The following is a 20,199-nucleotide window of genomic DNA, read 5'->3' on the forward strand; positions in this document are numbered from 1 at the left end:
GTGTGCACGTGACCTTGGTTTTGGGATGGGATAAGGGTGAGCCATGTTCGGAATCGATATCATCGACGCGGGCCTGATCCCCGCCATGCTGGTCGCGCTGGTTGCAGGCGTGATCTCGTTCCTCAGCCCCTGTGTGCTCCCGATTGTGCCTCCCTATCTCGCCTATATGAGCGGGGTCAGCATGGCCGAATTGACCGACGAAAGCGCGGCACGGCGCAAGGCGATTATCGCGGCGCTGTTTTTTGTCATGGGGCTTTCGACCGTGTTCCTGTTCCTTGGGTTCACGGCGTCGGCGTTCGGAGCGTTTTTCCTGCAGAATCAAACGCTTTTTGGGCAGATTGCAGGGGTCGTCGTGATTATTTTCGGCCTGCATTTCCTTAATGTGTTCCGCATTCCTTTCCTCGATCGCGAAGCGCGTATTGATGCCGGGGAGTCCGGTGGGTCGGCTTTTGGGGCCTATGTTCTGGGGTTGGCCTTTGCCTTTGGCTGGACACCCTGTATCGGGCCGCAGCTGGGGGCAATCCTGTCGATGGCGGCCGGAGAACAGTCGGTGACGCGGGGTACGCTTTTGCTTGGCGTCTATGCGGCAGGTTTGGGTATTCCTTTCCTTTTGGCCGCGATTTTTCTCAGCCGGGCCATGGGGGTCATGAACAAGCTCAAACGCCATATGGGGCTTATTGAGAAGATAATGGGCGGATTGCTTCTGTTTGTCGGTATCATGTTGGTAACAGGCGCATTCTCAACCTTTAGCTGGTGGTTGCTTGAGACATTCCCTGCCTTGGCAACGCTTGGTTAGGGGCATATTCTTGCCCCAGAAGTGAGGTAGTCTGCCAGAAAAGAAAGGGCAGGCAAATGGGTAAGAGCAGCCACGCAATTGTGCGTCGCCGCCGGGTGTTTTACATTCCCGGCTATGATCCCATTCACCCAAGGCGCTATCGCGAGCTTTATCGCACGGAAAGCGCCGCACAGGCGGACATCTCGGGTTATGAGATTGCGTTGACGACCAAGAAGACCAAGGGCGGGCCGTATGGCTGGCATGTCGCGGGGCGCATAGAGGGCGGCGAAACCGGGACGGATGTCGAGGTGCTGGTCTGGTCGGACATCGTGCGGGACAGCATGTCGAATTCGATCCCGGCGACTTATGTGCAGTTAGCCCGGACCGCTTGGACCTATATCGGAACAGGGGCACTGGGGCGGCTGATGCGGCTGCGCAAGGGGCCGGTGATCGCGGCGCTATATCCTGTATTGTTCCTGATTGGGCAATTGGCCCTGGCGCTTTTGCTGGCTTGGGGTCTGGGTCAGGTGATTGCCCTTTTCCTTCCATGGTGGTTCGGTTTTGCCGGGCTTGCCGTAGTGCCGCCAGTCCTGATGTGGTTTCGCAAGAAGGACGGCAAGTTCTTTGCCTACTACCTCATGCATGACTATGCCTATTCGGCGGCAAGCAAGGGGAAAAACCCTCCCGAGCTCGAGGCGCGTATGTCCGAGTTCGGTGTGCGGATCGCAGCGGCCCTGAAAGAGGATGTCGATGAGGTGCTGGTCGTCGGTCATTCGTCGGGTGCGCATCTGGCGGTGTCGATCCTGTCGGATGTCATCCGGGCGGGGCTGGTGCCCGAGGATGGCCCGGCATTGTCTTTCCTGAGTTTGGGGCAGGTGGTGCCGATGGTGTCTTTCCTGCCGCGCGCCTTTCGGTTGCGGGCGGATCTTGCTTACTTGTCGGCGCGCACTGAGCTGACATGGGTGGATGTGACCGCGCCGGGGGATGGCTGTGCCTTTGCATTGTGTGATCCCGTGTCGGTGAGCGGTGTTGCGCCAGAAGACAAGCGTTGGCCGCTTGTCGTGTCGGCAGCCTTTACCCAGACGCTGAGCCCCGAGCGTTGGCAAGAGCTGCGGTGGCGGTTTTTCCGGCTGCATTTCCAGTATCTTTGCGCCTTCGATCGACCGGGTGACTATGACTATTTCCGCATTACGGCCGGTCCGAAAACGCTGGCGGTGCGCTACGAAGGGCGCAGCCCGTCGAAATCTAGGATTGAGGGGGCGGTAAACAAGTTTCCGCAAATCGCACCATGACATTGCCGCCAAAGCCCGCTTCGAGGCCCGAAAAGGTATCCTTGCGCCAATACGTGAAGCTCTTTCGCGAGGACATTCTTTCCGCGCAGCCAGCAAAGCTATACCGCGCCTGGATGGCCGAGTTTCGCACACCGTTCTTCCGATCCTATCTTTTGAACCAACCCGAGTTGATCAAGACGGTGCTCAAGGAACGCCCCGATGATTTTCCCAAGTCAAGCCGCATCAGTGAGGGATTGCGCCCCTTGTTGGGGGATTCGGTGTTCCTGACCAATGGGGAGGTTTGGAAACGTCAGCGTCGGATCATTGACCCGGCTTTTGAAGGCGGGCGGCTGCGTGACACGTTTGGCGCGATGTGGGCGGCGAGCGAAGCTGCCATCACGCGTCTGGCAAAACTTGAAGGGCAGGTTGTCGAGATCGAGGAAGAAACCAGCCACGCGGCGGCGGACGTCATTTTCCGCACGTTGTTCTCGATCCCGATCGAACACGAGATCGCCAGCCAGGTGTTTTCGCAGTTCAGGGACTACCAGCGCAGTCAGCCCATTCTGAACCTTGGGGCCTTTGTGCCGCTGCCTCGGTGGGTGCCGCGGTTCTTTCGTGCAGAGACAAAGGCGACGGCAGCGGCGATCCGCAGGTTGATCAAACAACTCACGGAAGAGCGTATGGCGGCTATCCGTGCAGGGACAGCACCGGATGATCTTGCTACCAAGATTATGACGACGCGCGACCCGGAGACCGGCGACACATTTGACGCGGATGAAATGGTCGATCAGGTGGCGATCTTCTTTCTCGCGGGTCATGAAACCAGCGCTTCGGCTTTGGCTTGGGCGCTGTATCTCATGGCGCTTTACCCGGATTGGCAGGAAATGATCGCGGCAGAGGCCGTTGATTTGGAGGAGAGCTTTTCGGCGGTCTCGCGTTTGAAAATGAGCCGGGATGTGTTTCGCGAAGCGTTGAGGCTTTATCCCCCTGTGCCAATGATGGTGCGCCAGTCCACCTGTCCCGAGACGTTCCGGAGCCGGGAGATCAGACCGGGTGCTCAGATGGTGCTGTCACCATGGCACCTGCACCGGCATGAACGGCTGTGGGACAACCCGGACGGGTTCGATCCGACGCGTTGGCAGACGGAGAACGGCCGTCAATGCGCACGGGATGCCTATATGCCGTTCTCTGCGGGACCGCGTGTCTGCACGGGGGCCGGCTTTGCGATGGTCGAGGGGCCTCTGATCCTCTCCATGATCCTTCGACATTTCCGGATCACCCCGGAGGGGCCTTCGCCTGTGCCGGTGGCCTATCTGACAGTCCGCTCCAAAGATGGCATTCGGCTGCGTCTGGAGCGCCGTTGAGCCGACACGCGTGCGTTCGTCAGGCGCGCGAGGCCATGCGATGGGCCAGGCGCAGGGCTTCGATGGTGCTGGTGGGGGCGGCGATACCTTTCCCGGCAATGTCGAAGGCGGTTCCGTGGTCTGGGGACGTGCGGATGAATGGCAGGCCGAGCGTCACGTTGACCCCGCGATCGAAAGCCAGCGTTTTGATCGGGATGAGTGCCTGATCGTGATACGCGCAGATCGCGACATCGTAGCGGGCTCGTGCGGCGGCGTGAAACATGGTGTCGGCGGGCAGGGGGCCGGTGACATCGACCCCTCCGGCGCGAAATTCCTCGATGATCGGCGCAAGGATCGTAGCATCCTCTTGGCCCATGGTTCCGCCTTCGCCGGCATGCGGATTGAGGCCGGCCACGGCGATGCGCGGGTTCGGAATGCCGAAATGCGCACGCAGCCCCTCTGCGGTAATGCGGATGGTTTGGCGCAACAGGTCCGGCGTCAGGGCCGCCGGTACATCGGACAGCGGGATGTGGATGGTGCTCGGCACAACGCGCAACTCGTCACTGGCGAGCATCATAACCACGTTTTCGACATCCCCCAGATAGGCAAGGTATTCCGTATGGCCGGGCCACGGAAAATCGGCGCCAACCTTGAGCGCCTTCTTGTTGATTGGCGCGGTACAGAGCGCAGAAGCGGCACCGGACATCGCGAGGTCAGCCCCACGCGCGATCGCCTCAATCACGCCTTCGGCATTGTCCGGGTCGGGCTCACCGGGTACGGCCTTACCAAAAAAAGGATGTGGCAGAACGGGCAGGGAGCCGGGCATGATGGCACACGCCTCGCCGGGATCCTGAATGATCGTGGCCGGAACGGTGCCCGGTAGGTGGTCCGGGTCGGCGATGAGGAAAAACGCAAGCTCGTCGCGCAGGGCCCGCCAGGCTTTCTCGGCCAGTTCTAGACCGACACCTGCGGGTTCACCGCAGGTAAGAGCAATAGGGGCCGCGGTCATTTTTCGACGATGATCGCGTCGGCGCGCAATTGTTCAAGATAGCTGTCTGCAAAGGACTGCATGCGCTGCTGGCGCAGGGCCCCGGCGACGTCTTCGCGGGAAAGCTCTTCGCCAAGCTGCGCTGTGCGGCCACAAAGCATCAGGAAAATCAATGATTGGCGGTTGGCCGTCGTAAGTGCGGTCGAGACTTCGTTATCATCAAGCTTGGCAAGTTCGAGCGCGATATCGCGCGGAATCTTTCCGGGGGCTTGCGCTTCGCGCACAAGTGTTCCGGCAGGTTGCCCTTTGGCCAGACCATAAAGATCGTCGCAGCGGTCAATGGTGTCCCGGATTTTCTGTGCGCGGGCGAGTGTTTCCGGGGTGCGTCCGCCGGGAATGTGGAGCATCGCGTAGTCGATTGCCGAATATGAGGGCGCGCGGCGCCCGGTTTCCTCGATGCCCCGCATCTGGAAGATCGCAACCGCATTGGGGAGCTGCACCGGATCGGTAACCTCTCCGGGGCCAAGTGCCGAGATCAGCGGGCGCAACTGCGGAGGCAGGTTGGTGATCGACATCCAGTCGATCTTGCCGCCGTCCTGTTTCGTCGGGGCGCCAGAATATGTGCGCGCGGCATTTTCGAAATCTGCAAACGAGCGGATCTGTGAGAGTTGCGCGGCCAGCGACGTGACCTGCTCGCGGGTCTGGGGCGTGGCCGGGATAACGATTTCAGACAGGAGAACGCGGATTCCGCCGGCGCCGCTGTTCGAGGCAATGGCCCGGTCGATTTCCTCTTCGGTAATCTGGACCCGTGATCCGAACCGTGTCTGGATCACGCCGCGCCAGGCCAGTCCCGAAAAGGTAAAGGCCCGCATAGTTTCCTCGTCCACACCTTCCGCGGCCAGCGCCTTGATCATGTCTTCGGGCGGCATGTTCACGCGTTGTGCAAACTCTGCAATACCGGCCTGAATACCGTCCTCACTTGGGGTGATGCCGGCAATCTCGGCGGCTTCGAGCTTGAGCCGGTCCTCGATCAACTGTTCACGCGCCAGTTTGCGGACATCGCCCGGCGTGTTCATGATCGCGAGCAACAGAGCGCGTTGTTCGATTTCGTAGTATGTGACGACCCGGTCGTTCACGATGATGGCAGGCGAAAATGCACTTTGTGCCTGCGCGGTCTGAGACGTGAACAGAGCAAAAGCAACGGCTGCTATTCCAGTGAAAAGGCGGGATATCATGATGTGGTTCTTCCTGCTCATTTACGTCTAGCCGCAGGTGCGGTCGTAACTTTTCTGGCTCGATTTGACCGAGAAGCCCAGCAAGGCGACCGTCAGGCCAAAACTCGTGCTCGATTGCACCGTAGTGGATGTTGAGAAGCGGCGCGAGACCGAAAGCTCGACCTTGACGCATTCGTTGCGGTATTCCAGTCCGACACCCGCTTCGGCGGTTTTGTTGTTGCCGGCATCGTATCGCCAATCAAACAGGCCGGTCCAGTGGCGGGCCAGGCGATAGCGACTGTCCAGCGCCCATTCCGAAAGGGTTGATGTTCGGTTTTCGGCCACGTCCGGCGCGAGCCAGACATAACGTCCGTCCAGCCAGAGCTTGCTATTGCTCCAGCCGACCCGCGCATCGGCTTTCCTGATACCGGCGTCATAGTCGTAGATCGTGCGCGCGGTGAAGGACAAACCGTTTCGGGTTTTGATCTGCCCGGCGAGCAAAAGGTCCGAAACGACATCGTCCAAACCGGATGTCCGGGTGAAATCCACCTGGTCCTCTTCGTGGAACACCTGGCCAATCGTGAGATTGCCCTGCCAGCCTGCCGCGCTGTAACGAGACCAGTTGAACCCGACAGCGCCGGCCAAGCCGCGCTCGCGGCGGTCGTATGAAGGAAATCTAGACAAGGCGAGAAGGTTGCCCTCATCAAATTCGACGCGCGTGCTTTCGTCATTGGCCACGTCAAGATTACTGCCGCCGGTCCAGGCGATTTGGGCAACGGGTTCGATGACATAGGTGGCGCCATCAGAGCCGATCTTGCTCATGGGATAACGGACATGGGCCGCAACGGTGGGCGTGAGCTGGCTGGTATAGTCAGGGTAGGTCGAGTCGTTGTTGGTATAAAAAGCGTCAAAGGCCAGTTCGCCCGTCACGCCAGTGCGTACACCGCTTGGCAGAATCCAGTTGCGCCGCCAGGACATGTCAGCATGGGCGCGTCCCACATCCCGGCCCACGATATCGGCGTGGGACCGGCGCTGGTGGCCGTGCAACTCAACATTTGTGCGCAGTTCTCCGCCAATCGCGTTTGGGAAATACCGCCGTTCGGTGGTGGCTACCGCAACAAGTGTCGGCAAAGTGTTATTATCTTCATTCGGGCGAAGAGATTGATAGTGCAGCAATGCAACGCGCGTCGCCTCGTCACGGTAGGAACGCTGCGCCGTGATATTGCTGACCAGACGGTCGTCATCCGAATAATCGTAGTCGGTGATATAACTGTCATCGCTGACAGCCTTGAGATCAAAGCTGAGTTTGAAGTCGCGTGGCAGGTCGAAACGGCCTTCGGCGAAGAGATAGCCACGGGTCTTGCTGGGCAGGATCGTGTCGTCAGACACGGCTCCATTCAGTTCGATCCGTCCTTTCTTGAAGGCTTGGCGGTACCGGAACTCTAGCGTCCTTGTCTCAGAGGAGACATAGGGCGTCAGGGTGATGTCTCGGTGATTACCGATGGTAATGAAATACGGCATCTTGAGGCCGTAGCTCAACTGGCTCGTGGTGCGCACGGTCGGGATCAGGAAGCCTGTGGCCCGATCCAGCGTGGGGTCCGGGAGGCGCAAGTGCGGAAAGTAGAGCACCGGGACGTCCCGGATCAGAAGGCTGGCGTGGTCAAAATAGAGCTGGCGCTCCAACTGGTCGTGCACCACGCGCCGGGCACGGATTTGCCAAAGGGGCGGCTCTCCGGTTTGGCAGATCCGACACGAGGACGCGCTGGTTTTGCTGAGCACCGAGTAGCGACCATCCACGCGGTTGAGCTGGTTGGCGGCAAGTTGCACTTGTTGGTCAAGCACCATGCGAGCGCTACGAAGAAGCCCGTTGTTGAAAGCACTGTCCAGCTCTGCCGAAGAGGCAATAATCGTGACCTCGTCCCCCTGAATGATCCGGATAGGGCCCTTCAGGGTGATCTTGTCGGCATTGGCGTCATATTGGATTTCGGTCGCCATCAGGCGCACATCGTCCATGAGGGCCTCGACATGGCCGCGCGCCGTCAGGACAGATTCACCCGACACATAGACATGGTCCGCAACAAGCATGACGTTTCCGGGGTCGGAAACAGTCTGAGCCCCGGCGGAAAACGCCAGAGTAACCGACAGCAGACAGCCGGACAGAAAACGGGAGGCAGCGTTCATCCGTCCTCCATATGCAACAACAAACCCAGTGCCAACATGACACTTGCAACAGGTGGCGCCCAAGCCGCGAGCGCGGGCGATATCTGCCCGTTTTCCCCCAGGATCTGGGCAAAGTTTCGGACGAAATAGAGAGCGAAACCAATGAGAACCGAAACCAGCACGGCAACCCCGGTGTTGCCGAAACGGGTATGGCGCATGGTAAACGCCGAAGCGATCAGAACCATCGCCATCAGGAACAGCGGCTGGGCAAGCTCCATGTTGAGCCAGACTATGTGGCGACGGGCGGAAAACCCGGCTTCCTTCAGTTCTTCGATGAAGGAGGGAAGATGCCATATGGAAATGGCGGACGGGGTTCCAAAGCGGTCGCGGATGCGGTCGGGGGTAAGCGTGCTTGGCAGGCGCAAGAGCTCATGTTCACGGGCATTGGATTCGGAATTAATGCCGTGCACGAGCGGCCAGGCCTTGGCGTTGCGCAATTCCCAGGCGCCTTCGATGAGCTGCGCAGATGCGGCCTCGATGCGCGTTTTGGGCCCGCCATCCTTGGCATAGCTCACGATGGTGACGTCATAGAAGATCGACGCATCCGGGTCGCTTCGCGCCACGTGAATGACCGCCTGGCCTTGAGCGCCTCCCTGACGCAGCCAGAGGCCCTCGCTGGACAGCGACAGGGCGCTGCGTCCTTCGACGCGCATTTGTTCGGACAACTCGTCGTAGCGCACGCTGGTCGCGGCCACGAGCGGGTTGAGTGTGGTGACGGCCAAGATACCGATCATGAGCGCCACGGTCACGGGGGACAGTAGTGAAAGAATGGCTGAACGCCCTGCTGCACGAACCACAACAAGTTCGGACGTGCGCGCCAGGCTGATGAAGAGAGTGATGGTTGCCAGGATGATGATGAGCGGAAGAAGCTGATACAGCCCCTCCGGCGTTTTGAGCAGCGTGAGAAACACGACGGACGAAAAGCCAACCTGATCGACATCGAAACGGCGCAGTTGTTCCATCAAGTCAATCAGCGCCATCAAGACAAAGAAGATGCCCAACAGGCCAAGCAGGATCCAAAGGAACTTGCGGGCGAAATAGAAGTGAATGGTCATGCGCGGGACCTCCGCCGCCAATGGATCGGATTCGATGCCAAGCGCATAATGCCGAAGATCAGAACGGTGCCGAGCAAGGCCGGGGCATAAACGAGTGGCCACATGTTCGGATGGTTTCGAACCGGGTCCGTCATGGCGCTCTTTGTCAACTCAAGAATGACCAGGAGGACGAAGGCGATCAGAATCTGTCTCCAGACGCCAAAGCGGCTGTATCCTCCGACGAGCAACACGGCAAATCCGACCAACGGGAAGACGATTGTGGAAAGGGCCTGAGCAAAGCGGCCGTGACCTTCGTAGACAATGACGCCCCGGTCGATATTCGTTTCTCGCGCAAGCCTGTGGCTATCAAAAAGCAACTCGGTGGTTTGAAGGTGTTTGATTTCGCGTCTTGGCTTGGCATCGCGGTTAATAACGGTACCGATATCGTATGAGAAATCCGAGAAATTGGTGGTGATCAGACGTCCATCTTTGCTTGAATGAATCTGAGCGAGGCCGCTGACCATGATCAGCTTGGGGCCGGAGTCGTCCTGAACCAGATAGGCTTCTTCTGCTGTGTAGGTTGTCGTGCGCGCCGGGTTGCGCCGGTCCGAAAGGAAAACGTCGCGCAAAACGCCATCATTGGAGATTTGGCGGATATAGAACGTGACACCGGAGGTCGGATGCAAAAATGTTCCCTCGGTCAACAGCCGAGAGGTAACGTTCTCGGCGATTTCCTTTTGGCGCTCGGTGAGCTGGACAAGGCTTGCCGGGACAAGAAAATGAGTGAGGGCTGACATCATTACCGCAACAATGATACCGAAATACAGAACGGGCCGCCCGAGGCGCCAGGGGCTGAACCCGGTTGCCTGCATCACGGTCAGTTCGCTTTCGCTGCTCAAACGGTTGATCACATAGACCGTTGCAGCGAAGACGGACATGGGCAGCACCAACCGAATGACGTTCGGCAGGCTGAGGATCGTGAGTTCAAGAAAGACGGTCGCGTTCTGACCGCTGGCGATCAGTTGATCGAACAGGACGACAGCGCGATTGACCCAGTAGACCGACACCAGAACCAGTGAAAAAAAGCCGAACAGAGTCAGGAGCTGCGACAGGATATATCTGTCGAATTCTGCTCACTGCCCAAGAATCCCCCAAAGCATCTTGTTTTGAGCGAACATTAGAGGAATTGGAACACTGGGAAAACTGCTATCTGGCAAATACAGTCTGTGCAGGCTAGGACTCACGCAAAATGTAGGGGAGTTGAGACGTGTCGAAACCTGTGAGCATTTCCTTTGAGGAGACAAATCTGGATGCTGTGGCGGCGGCAGAAGGCCGGATTTGCGTGTTGGTTCCGTTGGAGGGGAACCTGGGCCAGGAAGCGCGACGGGTGAACCGGCTGAGCCGGGGGGGCATCGAGCGCATGCGCGAAGCGCAGAGAGAAAAGGCCAAGGTCGGGGATCATGCCGCGCTTGCGTGGCCGATGGGGTTGGCGGCGCAGGCCGTCGACGTGGTTTTCCTTCCGCGCCGTTGTACCGTCGAAGAGGCACGCAAGGCCGGCGCGAAATTGGCGCAGCAGCGGGGCGGCAAGGACATGCTGGTTCTGGCGGGAAATCATCCGAAAGCCGCTGAAATTGCAATGGGTTTGGCACTGCGCGACTATGGTTTCGACGACCACAAGACCGCCGATGCTGCCCCGGACACGCGCAAAGTGCGCTTCATGGTCTCCAAGCCCGAAGAGGTTTCGGCAGCAGCGGAACCACTCCTGTCGGTTGCTGAGGGTGTGTTTTTCACGCGTGATCTGGTGAATGAACCGGCCAATGTTCTTACAACCAGTGAGTTCGCAGCGCGGCTGGAGGCGATGCGGGGCATTGGTCTTGAGGTCGAAATCCTTGAGGAAAAGGCCTTGGAAGACCTCGGGATGGGTGCGCTGTTGTCGGTTGGGGAAGGGTCGGACAGCCCGTCCAAAGTGGCCGTGATGCAATGGAATGGCGGCGACAAGGAGGCCGCTCCGCTGGCGCTTGTTGGCAAGGGTGTCGTTTTTGATACCGGCGGCATTTCGCTCAAACCGGCGGCCGGCATGGAAGATATGACCATGGATATGGGCGGCGCCGGTGTTGTGGCGGGCGTGATGCGCGCGCTTGCGCTGCGCAAGGCCAAGGCCAATGTCGTGGGGCTTGTCGGTCTGGTCGAGAACATGCCGTCGGGGCGGGCGACCCGTCCGGGGGACGTGGTGACGTCAATGAAAGGCGATACGATCGAGGTGATCAACACCGATGCCGAGGGGCGTTTGGTGTTGTGTGATGTGATGCATTACGCACAGGATCGGTTCAAACCGGCTGCGATGATTGATCTGGCCACGCTGACAGGGGCGATTATCATCGGTCTCGGCCATGAGAAGGCCGGTGTTTTTGCCAATGATGATGTCTTGTGCAATCAATTCCTCAAGGCCGCGGATGCCGAGAGCGAGGGGGCGTGGCGTATGCCGCTGGGACAGGCTTATGCCGATCAGTTGAAATCGCGTATTGCCGATCTCAAGAACACTGGCGGGCGTCCGGCTGGGTCGGTGACGGCGGCAGAATTCCTGCACCGGTTCGTTCAGGAGGGCGTGCCGTGGATACATCTCGACATTGCCGGGGTTGCCAGCGTGAAAACCGACACCGCCTATGCGCCCAAAGGGGCAACGGGATGGGGGGTGATGGCGCTTAACCGGCTGGTGGCGGACCAGTTCGAAACTGGGGAATAGAGGCGTGGGCGCAGCCTATTTCTATCACCTGACCCGTGCGCCGCTGGAGGCGACCTTGCCGCGCCTCATTGAAAAGGCGCGTGGGGCGGGCTGGAAAATCGCCGTGCGCGGACGGGATCCGCAGCGCATGGAATGGCTCGACCAGAAACTCTGGTTACTGGGCGACGAGAGTTTTCTGGCACATGGGCTCGAAGGCGGGCCCCACGACGCGTTGCAGCCAGTCCTGTTGACCTCTGGCGATGCACGCCCGAACAATGCCGCCTGTGTCATGGCGATTGATGGGGCGGATGTTGCGGCAGACGAAGTGAATGCGCTTGAGCGGGTGTGTATCCTGTTTGATGGACACGACCCGGGCGCGGTCCAGCATGCACGGGGGCAATGGAAGGCGCTGGTGGATGCAGGCTGCAGCGCTCAATACTGGAGCGAAGAAAGCGGTGCCTGGCAGAAGAAGGCAGAAAGCGGCTAGGCGCGGCTAGCGAATGAGGATCATTCGATTGCCTGCGATGGTGATCTGCTCGTAGCGTTGAAGATACGACATGCCGAGCAGGGATTGCTGCAACTCGCCACCATTGATGCGGGCGGCAACGTTGTGGTCTTGGATGCCATCCAGTGAAACGGACTCAAGCCGGACCGGTGCGGTGCGCACCTCTCCGTTTGCGGTCATGGCGCGTCCATAATAGGGCAGGGCGTCCGGATCGAACCCCACCCGGCGCGCATCCTGTTTGCTCAGAACGATATCGGACGCGCCGGTGTCCACGATGAACGTGACCGGTGTGTTGTTCACATCCAGTGTCAGGCGATAGTGGCCATCCGGCCCCCGTGGAATCTCGATCCTGCCAGCATCGGAAAAGACCGCCTGCGTGGGTCTGACCGTCGAGCGGATATCGTCCCACAGGCCGACGACCGCGATCATGCCGAGGATAATCAGCCCCCAGATCACGGCCTGCTGGAGCGTCTTTCCCAATGAGTTGCGATTGCTGACAAAAAACCAGAAACCGACGGCGGCGGTCAGGAGGACGAGGTAGGCGAGGTTTCCGATTTCGATATTGCTCATGTGGAGCATATAGGCGTGAACGGATCTGTCGGGAAGGGTCAGGTGACAAAACCAAAATCGCGCAGACCCGTCAGGATGAACTGAACCGCAAGGGCCGCCAGCAACATGCCCAGAAGCCGGGTGACGACGTTGATACCGGTGCGCCCCAACGCCCGTTCAAATAGTCCGGCCATGAGGAAGAGTCCCAGCACCACGACCAGAACCGCCATGGCAACGCCCAGCACGAGGAACGTGGATTGCACTCCGGGGTACTGACCGGACAGGAGGATGATCGTTGCGATCGAACCCGGTCCCGCGATCAGGGGAATGGCCAGCGGGAAAACCGATGGATCGGGGTGATCGTCCTCGTCGGCATCGCCCGCCTGATCTTCGCGACGCTTGCTACGTCGTTCGAATAGCATGTCAAGCGCAGTCAGAAACAGGAGAACGCCACCGGCAATACGGAATGCGGGCATGGAAATGCCCACGAACCCCAGGACGGCCTCGCCCAGAAAGGCGAACATTGCCAGAAGGGCAAAAGCGATCAGGCAGGAGCGGAAGGCAATGGCACGACGCTGCGCGGTGGGAACACCCTGAGTCAGAGCCACGAACAAAGGCATCAACCCGATGGGGTCGATGATCACGAAGAGCGTGACGAAGGCAGTTATCAGCGCAGACGTGTCCATCGGGAACCCTAGCCCTCAGCTTTCGGCTTTTTCAAGCTTTTCCAAGGCGCGTATCCACAAATCCTCGGCGCGGTCCTGAGCGTCGCGGACTTCGGCGTATTTGCGCTGCCAGACTTCCAGTTCCCCCTGCTTTCCGTCCTCGTAGATGGACGGATCGGCCAGCTTTTTCGCCAGTTTGTCGCTCATTTCGTTGAGCTTTTCCACCCGCGCTTCACATTTACGAATTTCGGTCTTCAGGGCCTGAATATCCGTGCGCGAGGCGCGCTTGGCGGCGGGTTTTTCCTTGGTTTTACCCACGGGTTTGTCAGCGCTGAGCAGGAGTTTGCGATAGGCGGGAAGGTCTTCTTCATAGGGTTTAACCGTGCCGCCCTGAACCAGCCACAAACGATCTGCGACCAGCGTGAGAAGGTGCATGTCGTGGCTGACAAGAATGACGGCTCCGGAATAGGCTGTGAGCGCTTCAACCAGCGCTTCACGGCTTTCGATGTCAAGGTGGTTGGTCGGTTCGTCAAGGATCAGGAGATGCGGTGCGTCGAGCGTGGCCAGCAACAAAGACAAGCGGGCTTTTTGCCCCCCCGACAGACGCCCGACCTCGGTTTCCGCCTGAGCGGCCCCCAGTCCGAACCCGGCAAGGCGGGCGCGCAGCCGGGCTTGCGCTTCGCTGGGACGTTCGCGCATCAGGTGCTGGATCGGGGTTTCATCAATGTAGAGTTCGTCCACTTGATGCTGGGCAAAAAAGCCGATCCGCAGCTTGCTGGAGGTTGTGAACTTGCCGCTCATCGGAGCGAGGCGCCCGGAGAGGAGTTTGGCCAGCGTGGACTTGCCCTGACCGTTTTTGCCAAGCAAAGCAATGCGGTCGTCCTGATCAATGCGCAAGTTAAGGTTCTTGAGCACCACCGTATCGCCATAACCGGTCGATCCGCCCTCCATGGCAATAATCGGCGGCGAGAGTTCCTCTGGTTTTGGGAAGGTGAAAACGACACGTGCCGCATCTTCCGGGGCGGTGATCGGTGTCATCTTTTCAAGCATCTTCACGCGCGACTGGGCCTGTTTTGCCTTGCTGGCCTTGGCTTTGAAACGATCCACGAAGGCCTGAAGATGTTCGCGCTGTGCCTGTTGCTTTTTGGCCGCTGCGGTTTGCACGGCGCGCTGTTCGGCGCGCTGGCGGGCAAACTGGTCGTAGGGGCCGGAGTAGTAGGTGAGTTTACGTTCATCAAGGTGCAGGATCGCCCCGACGGAACGGTTCAAAAGCTCTCGGTCGTGGCTGATGATCAGTACAGTATGGGGATATTTGACCAGATAGTTTTCCAGCCAAAGCGCCCCTTCAAGATCAAGGTAGTTTGTCGGTTCGTCCAGCAACAGATAGTCGGGCTGTGAAAACAGGACCGCCGCCAAGGCAACCCGCATCCGCCACCCGCCCGAGAAGGCCGAGCAGGGCATCTGTTGCTCGGCATGGTCAAAGCCAAGCCCCTTGAGGATGGAACCTGCGCGGGCCTCTGCGCTCCAGGCATCAATATCGGCCAGTCGGGTCTGAATTTCAGCGATCCGATTGGAGTCGGTTGCCGTTTCGGCTTCGACCATCAGGGCCGCGCGTTCGGTATCGGCGGCCAACACCGTGTCAATCAGCGACACCTCATTGCCCGGCACCTCTTGAGCCACACCACCGATGCGCGCGCGCTGGGGCAGGGTGATCGAGCCGCCTTCTAGGGCCAGTTCGCCACGTATCAGGCGGAAAAGCGTGGTTTTGCCAGCCCCGTTACGACCGATCAGTCCCACCTTGTGACCGGGGGGAATCGTGGCGGAAGCGTCCTGAAACAGGGGGCGGCCTTCGACGGAGTAGCTGATATCTGAAATCTTGAGCATGTGAGACCGTTTGACTGAACAAGAGAGCGGCGTCAATCATCGCTTTTCATGGGGGAGAACCCATGTTATCGGAGCGCCAATTCGAACATCAGTGGAGCAGGCCGCTCCGCTCAATAAGGAGATACACAATGGCGCTGGAACGCACCTTTTCGATCATCAAACCCGATGCCACCCGCCGCAACCTGACTGGCAAGATCAATGCCAAGTTCGAGGAAGCCGGTCTACGCATCGTTGCCCAGAAGCGCATTCACCTGACCAAGGCACAAGCCGGCGAATTCTATGCCGTGCACAAGGAACGCCCCTTCTATGACGAACTGTGCGAATTCATGGCTTCGGCTCCGATCGTTGCACAGGTTCTGGAAGGCGAAGGCGCGATTGCGAAGAACCGCGAAGTCATGGGTGCAACCAACCCTGCCGACGCGGCACCCGGCACCATCCGCGCTGAATTCGCCGAGTCGGTTGGCGAGAACTCGGTGCACGGCTCGGACGCTCCTGAAACAGCCGCAGTTGAAATCGCATATTTCTTCTCGGGCCTTGAACTGGTGGGCTAAGGGTTTCGGATCGCTAACGCGATCCGGCCGACGTTGGGGCCAGCCCCGACACACATGCCCAAGTGGGGGCCAGCCCCCACGCCCCCGGGGTATTTCTGGAAAAAGAAAGATCAGGGGCGTTTTTCGATGACGCCGATCCTGTCGAGGGCCGCTTCGAGTTTGGAGCGGCCTTTGTCGTGGGCTGCGGCCTTGATTGCATCAAAACGTTTGCGCAGGGCGGCCTTTTCCTTGCCTTTGCAGTCATTCCACGGCCGGCCCTGCAGACCCATCACGAGTAAGTAGTAGCCGATGAAGTGCGGTCTGGCGCCACTTTTCAGGAGTTGGGTGTAGGCAGTGTCCGCCCCCAGCGCACGAAGTTCCTGGGCTGAGTGAATACCTGCCCGGTTGCATGCCTGTTCGAAGGCCGGACCAAGATTGCGGATCGAGGAGACGGGGTCTGTCATGTGGGCCAGATTAATCCATGTCACCGCGCCTGCAAGACCGTCAGATCATGGCCCAGTCGGTGAATACGTATTTCTTGACAGGTTGTTGTTTTGACGTGCCCGGATTCTGATCGTTCTTTTCCGGTTCTGGGCGTGGAGTCGGTTTGATGTTCGTCACAAAAGGCATCTCTCTGCTCTCTTATTATCTGCCGCCGATCCGTTTCAGCTGCGCCGCATTGGTGAAGGAAGCATGGCCAAATGAAATGGCGTTGTGATGCCGGGAAACAGGTCATTTTCTGCCGAGACTGTGCCGAAATGATCTGGAAAAACCAAAAAAGCCCAGTGCTTTCACACTGGGCTCTGGAAACTTTGGCTCCGGCGGTAGGGATCGAACCTACGACCAATTGATTAACAGTCAACTGCTCTACCGCTGAGCTACGCCGGAATGTGGAGCGGGGTATAGCCTTGGTTTTTGAGGACGTCCAGAGGGTTCTTTCACATTTTTTCCAATTTCGGAGAAAAAAATCAGAGACGCGCAAAAACTGCTTCGGAATGTAACTCGCCCTGTGGTGAAACGATTGATTTTCCTGTCAAATCAACGAGGTGTGCAAACACATTTCGAGTGGCAGCGCCCATCAGGGCCGTGGGTGTTTCGGTGTAGATACAGCATGCGAGGTCGTATGCGCGGGCTGGTCCCTGTCCGAGGGCCGCGAGAATCTCGGCTTCACGTCCCAAGCGGTGCGCAATGAGCCAATCGAGGCGTTCAGAGGGGGCGGTGATCGGGGCGCCGTGACCTGAGTGGAAGACGGACCAGTCCCGCGACCGGAGTTTTCGGCAGGATGCCATGAAGTCGGTCAGGTCGCCATCCGGGGGAGAGACAAGGGAACTGGCCCAGCCCATGACATGATCCCCCACAAAGCAGGCATCGCCCATGGCGAAGGACAGGTGGTTTCCAAAATGGCCGGGGGTGTGGATCGCTTCGAGTGACCAGCCGCCCCCTTGCACGATGTCGCCTTCCTTGAGCAGGTGGTCGGGAGCAAAATGCGCATCAACTCCTTCTCCTCCGCCGGCAAGACCCTTGGCGGCAAGCTCCTGCATAACGGGGCTACGCCCCGTCGAGGCGTCTCCGAATCCATAGACCGGCGCACCGGTGTCCCGCGACAGGCGGGCGGCCAGCGGGGAGTGGTCGACATGCGCATGCGTGACGAGAATATGGGTTATCTGCTGTCCGGGTTCCAATGCGGCGAGAATGGCGCTGTTGTGGTCTGCCATGTCCGGCCCCGGATCAATGACGCAGATGTCGTCCGTGCCGACAAGATACGTGTTGGTTCCGCGAAATGTCATTGGCGATGGATTTGGCGCCAATACCCGGCGCACGTTCGGCGACAGCGCTTCGACAAGACCGGGTTCCGGATCAAATGCAAGAATTTCGGCATCCATGGGCTTTCCTTCCTTGGCGGGTCGCGGCAAGACTTAGACATGTTTTTCAAATGGCTCAAACGCTATATGCCCCGCAGCCTTTATGGACGGGCCGCACTTATCCTGATTTTCCCGGTTGTGTTCTTGCAGCTGGTGGTTTCATTCGTCTTCATTCAGCGCCATTTCGAAGGCGTGACCGATCAGATGACCCGCGCCGTGGCGCGAGAGATTTCGCTTGTTCTGGTTGCAGCGGAACGCCGGAATGAAGATCCAGAGGAGTTTCGGAGAATAACGGACACATTGGCCATGGAGATGTCCTTCCCGGATGATTTATCCGGGGAAGACACGCGGATTTGGTACGATTTCTCGGCTCTGATCGTGGGGCGCAATCTCTACCAAAAAGTGCCTGGGCTGGAATTTGTGCAGCTTGCCGAAAACAAGAGGGTTCGCTTGGGAATTTCTGATGATACCGGACCCGTGGTTATCGCCTTCGACCGGTCACGGGTGTCGGCATCAAACTCTCATCAGCTTCTGGTGAACATGGTGTTTTTTGGCGGGCTTCTGACGCTTGTGGCATATCTTTATCTGCGCAACCAGCTGCGTCCGATCACCAAACTGGCTGCCGCGAGCGAAGCCTTTGGACGGGGACGGAACGTGCCTTATTCACCGGGTGGCGCGGTCGAAGTGCGTGCCGCCGGAAATGCATTTCTGGACATGCGTAACCGGATCGAACGTCAGATTGAACAACGCACCCTCATGTTATCAGGGGTCAGCCACGACTTGCGCACACCTTTGACCCGGCTGAAGCTTGGCCTGTCCATGCTGGAAGACGAAGACCGTGAGCCGCTGGAACGGGATGTGGAGGACATGCAGCGGATGCTAGACGCTTTCTTGAGTTTCGCACGCGGGGCTTATGAGGGAGAACCGGAAACGGTTGATCCGCGAACGCTGATAGAGCGTATCGTTGAGGACTGTGCCCGTGGCGGGCAGGATGTGACCCTGATTGAATGTGAGGGTCATGGCGAAGTGTCATGGCGTATTCTGGCTGTACGTCGTGCCGTCGAGAACCTGATCGGCAATGCTGTTCGATATGGTGAGCGGGCAGAAGTTTCGCTTCGCATCACCGAAAAATCCGTGCGAATCCGCGTGGAAGATTGCGGGCCTGGAATCGCGCCACAGGATCGGGAAGAGGCGCTCAAGCCTTTTGCCCGTCTGGAACCGGGTCGCAATCAGAACCGGGGATTGGGGGTCGGGCTTGGCCTGTCCATTGCCGCGGACGTCGCGCGCGCGCATGGTGGCGTGCTGCGGCTAGAAAGGAGCGAGCGGCTTGGCGGTCTGTGCGCCGATTTGGTCTTTGCCCGCTAACTTGTCTGTTTCGTGACGTTTTTTGTCCGGTGGTTCCTTAGCGACAACCATTGTGGGAATCCGTATGCCGTGTTTGAATGCCCAAAGGTTTGTTGCTGGAAATCCTGCACCAGGATCGCTGCAAAAAAGAGGTTTCTATTGATGAAGAAAGTCCTGCAATTCGGGTTGAATGGTCTGGCGGCCTTGATGTTGTCTCAGGCAGTTGCGTTTGCTCAGGACGCGGCCGCTCCGAAAGTGGCTGTTGCGGCCGCATATATGGACGAGCTGATCGATACGGCCGAGTTCATCGGCAAAGGTGAGGCCATCGACAAGGTGGATATCATCGCGCGGGTCGGCGGATTTGTCGAAGAGGTGCTGGTTGAGGACGGGCAGTTCGTCAAAAAGGGCGATGTTCTCTATCGGATTGAGGATGACACATATTCCGCCACGCTTGCCGCACGTGAGGCAGATCTGGCGCAGGCGCATGCGAACCTGCATCTGTCTGAAGTTGAGCTTGCGCGGAAGGAAGAGCTTTTCGAACGTCAAGTCGGCACTGAGGCGGATCGAGATGTGGCCTATGCGAACAACCAGGTCGCGATTGCCGGTGTGCAGATTGCGGAAGCCGCCGTGCGTATGGCACAGCTGGACGTGGACTACACGGAAGTACATGCACCGTTTGACGGTCGCGTCGGGCGAACGAGTGCCAGTGTCGGTGAACTGGTTGGACCAAGCAGCCCTCCATTGATCAATCTGGTGCGGCTTGCGCCGATTTATGTCGAGTTTTCGCTTACCGAACGGCAATTGATGAACATCATGGAGCAATTTGACGCGACCATTGCCGAGGTGGGCAACAACCCGAGAATGCCGGATGTTTTTGTGGTTTTGCCCAACGGTGAAGAGCTGGATGAGGCAGGGCGCGTGGTCTTTGCAGACAACCGTATCGATCCGTCCACCGGGACCATCACCATCCGGGCGCAATTCGAAAACAAGCGGGGCTTTATCGTTGACGGATCCTTCCTGACCGTGCGGGTCGAGGATCCGGAACCGCGGCAGGTGCTGATGATCCCTCAGGCGTCTGTCCAGCGGGATCAGCGGGGCGATTTTGTCCTGGTGGTCGGTCAGCAGGGCACGGTGGAACAGCGCTATGTCACTCTTGGACGTCAGGTTGAAACGGCTGTTGTAGTTGAGGACGGGATGCGCGAAGGCGAGGCCGTGATTGTCGAAGGCTTGCAGCGTGTGCGTCCGGGCGTTGCGGTTGACGCAGTGCTCGCCGGCACGTCGAAAGAGGAGTAA

Annotated in this window: 18 protein-coding genes and 1 tRNA gene; 8 read left to right on the top strand and 11 right to left on the bottom strand. The window is 58.8% G+C overall.

Annotated features, from left to right (window positions below; translation table 11 throughout):
• The first annotated feature begins 43 nt into the window (after positions 1 to 43).
• From ACS3QZ_RS03975 to ACS3QZ_RS03985, 3 genes are read left to right on the top strand one after another with little or no spacing between them, the layout of a single operon-like run.
• Complete coding sequence (locus ACS3QZ_RS03975; protein ID WP_456036668.1) at positions 44 to 796, top strand: cytochrome c biogenesis CcdA family protein; 753 nt, start codon at positions 44 to 46, stop codon at positions 794 to 796.
• 56 nt (positions 797 to 852) lie between these two features.
• Entirely contained in the window at positions 853 to 2,067 is a 1,215-nt protein-coding gene (locus ACS3QZ_RS03980) for a hypothetical protein (protein WP_456036669.1), read from the top strand.
• Positions 2,064 to 3,410 (top strand): cytochrome P450, encoded by a 1,347-nt coding sequence (locus ACS3QZ_RS03985; protein WP_456036670.1) that lies wholly within the window; start codon positions 2,064 to 2,066, stop codon positions 3,408 to 3,410. Before ACS3QZ_RS03980 ends, ACS3QZ_RS03985 begins: the two co-directional genes overlap by 4 nt.
• A 19-nt stretch (positions 3,411 to 3,429) precedes the next feature.
• On the opposite strand, the gene pdxA is transcribed toward ACS3QZ_RS03985, so the two are convergent.
• The 5 genes from pdxA to lptF are packed head-to-tail and all read right to left on the bottom strand — an operon-like array spanning position 3,430 to position 9,960.
• Positions 3,430 to 4,398, bottom strand: a complete 969-nt coding sequence (gene pdxA, locus ACS3QZ_RS03990; protein WP_456036671.1) for a 4-hydroxythreonine-4-phosphate dehydrogenase PdxA — start codon at positions 4,396 to 4,398, stop codon at positions 3,430 to 3,432.
• Entirely contained in the window at positions 4,395 to 5,612 is a 1,218-nt protein-coding gene (locus ACS3QZ_RS03995; RefSeq protein ID WP_456036672.1) for a peptidylprolyl isomerase, read from the bottom strand. Before ACS3QZ_RS03995 ends, pdxA begins: the two co-directional genes overlap by 4 nt.
• A 27-nt stretch (positions 5,613 to 5,639) precedes the next feature.
• On the bottom strand, positions 5,640 to 7,772 hold the full coding sequence (locus ACS3QZ_RS04000) for an LPS-assembly protein LptD (RefSeq protein WP_456036673.1): 2,133 nt from the start codon (positions 7,770 to 7,772) through the stop codon (positions 5,640 to 5,642).
• Entirely contained in the window at positions 7,769 to 8,866 is a 1,098-nt protein-coding gene (gene lptG, locus ACS3QZ_RS04005) for an LPS export ABC transporter permease LptG (RefSeq protein WP_456036674.1), read from the bottom strand. The genes ACS3QZ_RS04000 and lptG overlap by 4 nt, the downstream gene beginning before the upstream one ends.
• Positions 8,863 to 9,960, bottom strand: coding sequence for an LPS export ABC transporter permease LptF (gene lptF, locus ACS3QZ_RS04010; protein ID WP_456039302.1), 1,098 nt, complete (start codon positions 9,958 to 9,960; stop codon positions 8,863 to 8,865). Before lptF ends, lptG begins: the two co-directional genes overlap by 4 nt.
• A 152-nt stretch (positions 9,961 to 10,112) precedes the next feature.
• On the opposite strand from lptF, the gene ACS3QZ_RS04015 reads away from it, so the two are divergent.
• Together ACS3QZ_RS04015 and ACS3QZ_RS04020 are read left to right on the top strand one after the other, a co-directional pair.
• On the top strand, positions 10,113 to 11,588 hold the full coding sequence (locus ACS3QZ_RS04015; RefSeq protein ID WP_456036675.1) for a leucyl aminopeptidase: 1,476 nt from the start codon (positions 10,113 to 10,115) through the stop codon (positions 11,586 to 11,588).
• Positions 11,589 to 11,592: 4 nt separating this feature from the next.
• Positions 11,593 to 12,054 carry a DNA polymerase III subunit chi gene (locus ACS3QZ_RS04020; RefSeq protein ID WP_456036676.1) on the top strand — a complete coding sequence of 154 codons (462 nt, stop codon included), beginning with the start codon at positions 11,593 to 11,595 and terminating at the stop codon, positions 12,052 to 12,054.
• Between the two features lie 6 nt (positions 12,055 to 12,060).
• Here ACS3QZ_RS04020 and ACS3QZ_RS04025 read toward each other — a convergent pair whose 3' ends face one another.
• Genes ACS3QZ_RS04025 through ACS3QZ_RS04035 form a run of 3 tightly spaced genes read right to left on the bottom strand, consistent with a single transcriptional unit; the run spans position 12,061 to position 15,170 of the window.
• A complete protein-coding gene (locus tag ACS3QZ_RS04025) occupies positions 12,061 to 12,642 on the bottom strand; it encodes a retropepsin-like aspartic protease family protein (protein ID WP_456036677.1) in 582 nt (193 codons plus the stop codon).
• Between the two features lie 38 nt (positions 12,643 to 12,680).
• A complete protein-coding gene (locus tag ACS3QZ_RS04030; protein ID WP_456036678.1) occupies positions 12,681 to 13,307 on the bottom strand; it encodes a MarC family protein in 627 nt (208 codons plus the stop codon).
• Positions 13,308 to 13,322: 15 nt separating this feature from the next.
• Positions 13,323 to 15,170 carry an ABC-F family ATP-binding cassette domain-containing protein gene (locus ACS3QZ_RS04035; RefSeq protein WP_456036679.1) on the bottom strand — a complete coding sequence of 616 codons (1,848 nt, stop codon included), beginning with the start codon at positions 15,168 to 15,170 and terminating at the stop codon, positions 13,323 to 13,325.
• Between the two features lie 128 nt (positions 15,171 to 15,298).
• Between ACS3QZ_RS04035 and ndk the strand changes: the two genes are divergently transcribed.
• A complete protein-coding gene (gene ndk, locus ACS3QZ_RS04040; RefSeq protein ID WP_093094134.1) occupies positions 15,299 to 15,721 on the top strand; it encodes a nucleoside-diphosphate kinase in 423 nt (140 codons plus the stop codon).
• Between the two features lie 110 nt (positions 15,722 to 15,831).
• Here the strand turns inward: ndk and ACS3QZ_RS04045 are convergent, their stop codons facing one another.
• The 3 genes from ACS3QZ_RS04045 to ACS3QZ_RS04055 all read right to left on the bottom strand — a co-directional run bounded on the left by ACS3QZ_RS04045 (position 15,832) and on the right by ACS3QZ_RS04055 (position 17,583).
• Positions 15,832 to 16,164: a TfoX/Sxy family DNA transformation protein gene (locus ACS3QZ_RS04045; RefSeq protein WP_456036680.1), complete on the bottom strand. Its 333-nt coding sequence runs from the start codon at positions 16,162 to 16,164 to the stop codon at positions 15,832 to 15,834.
• A gap of 349 nt (positions 16,165 to 16,513) precedes the next feature.
• Positions 16,514 to 16,588: transfer RNA gene (locus tag ACS3QZ_RS04050), tRNA-Asn, on the bottom strand.
• Between the two features lie 80 nt (positions 16,589 to 16,668).
• A complete protein-coding gene (locus tag ACS3QZ_RS04055; RefSeq protein WP_456036681.1) occupies positions 16,669 to 17,583 on the bottom strand; it encodes an MBL fold metallo-hydrolase in 915 nt (304 codons plus the stop codon).
• 39 nt (positions 17,584 to 17,622) lie between these two features.
• Here ACS3QZ_RS04055 and ACS3QZ_RS04060 point away from each other — a divergent pair, with 39 nt between their 5' ends.
• On the top strand, positions 17,623 to 18,927 hold the full coding sequence (locus ACS3QZ_RS04060; RefSeq protein ID WP_456036682.1) for an ATP-binding protein: 1,305 nt from the start codon (positions 17,623 to 17,625) through the stop codon (positions 18,925 to 18,927).
• A 141-nt stretch (positions 18,928 to 19,068) separates the two neighbouring features.
• A complete protein-coding gene (locus ACS3QZ_RS04065; protein WP_456036683.1) occupies positions 19,069 to 20,199 on the top strand; it encodes an efflux RND transporter periplasmic adaptor subunit in 1,131 nt (376 codons plus the stop codon).

It is taken from the genome of Shimia sp. W99 (assembly GCF_053851455.3).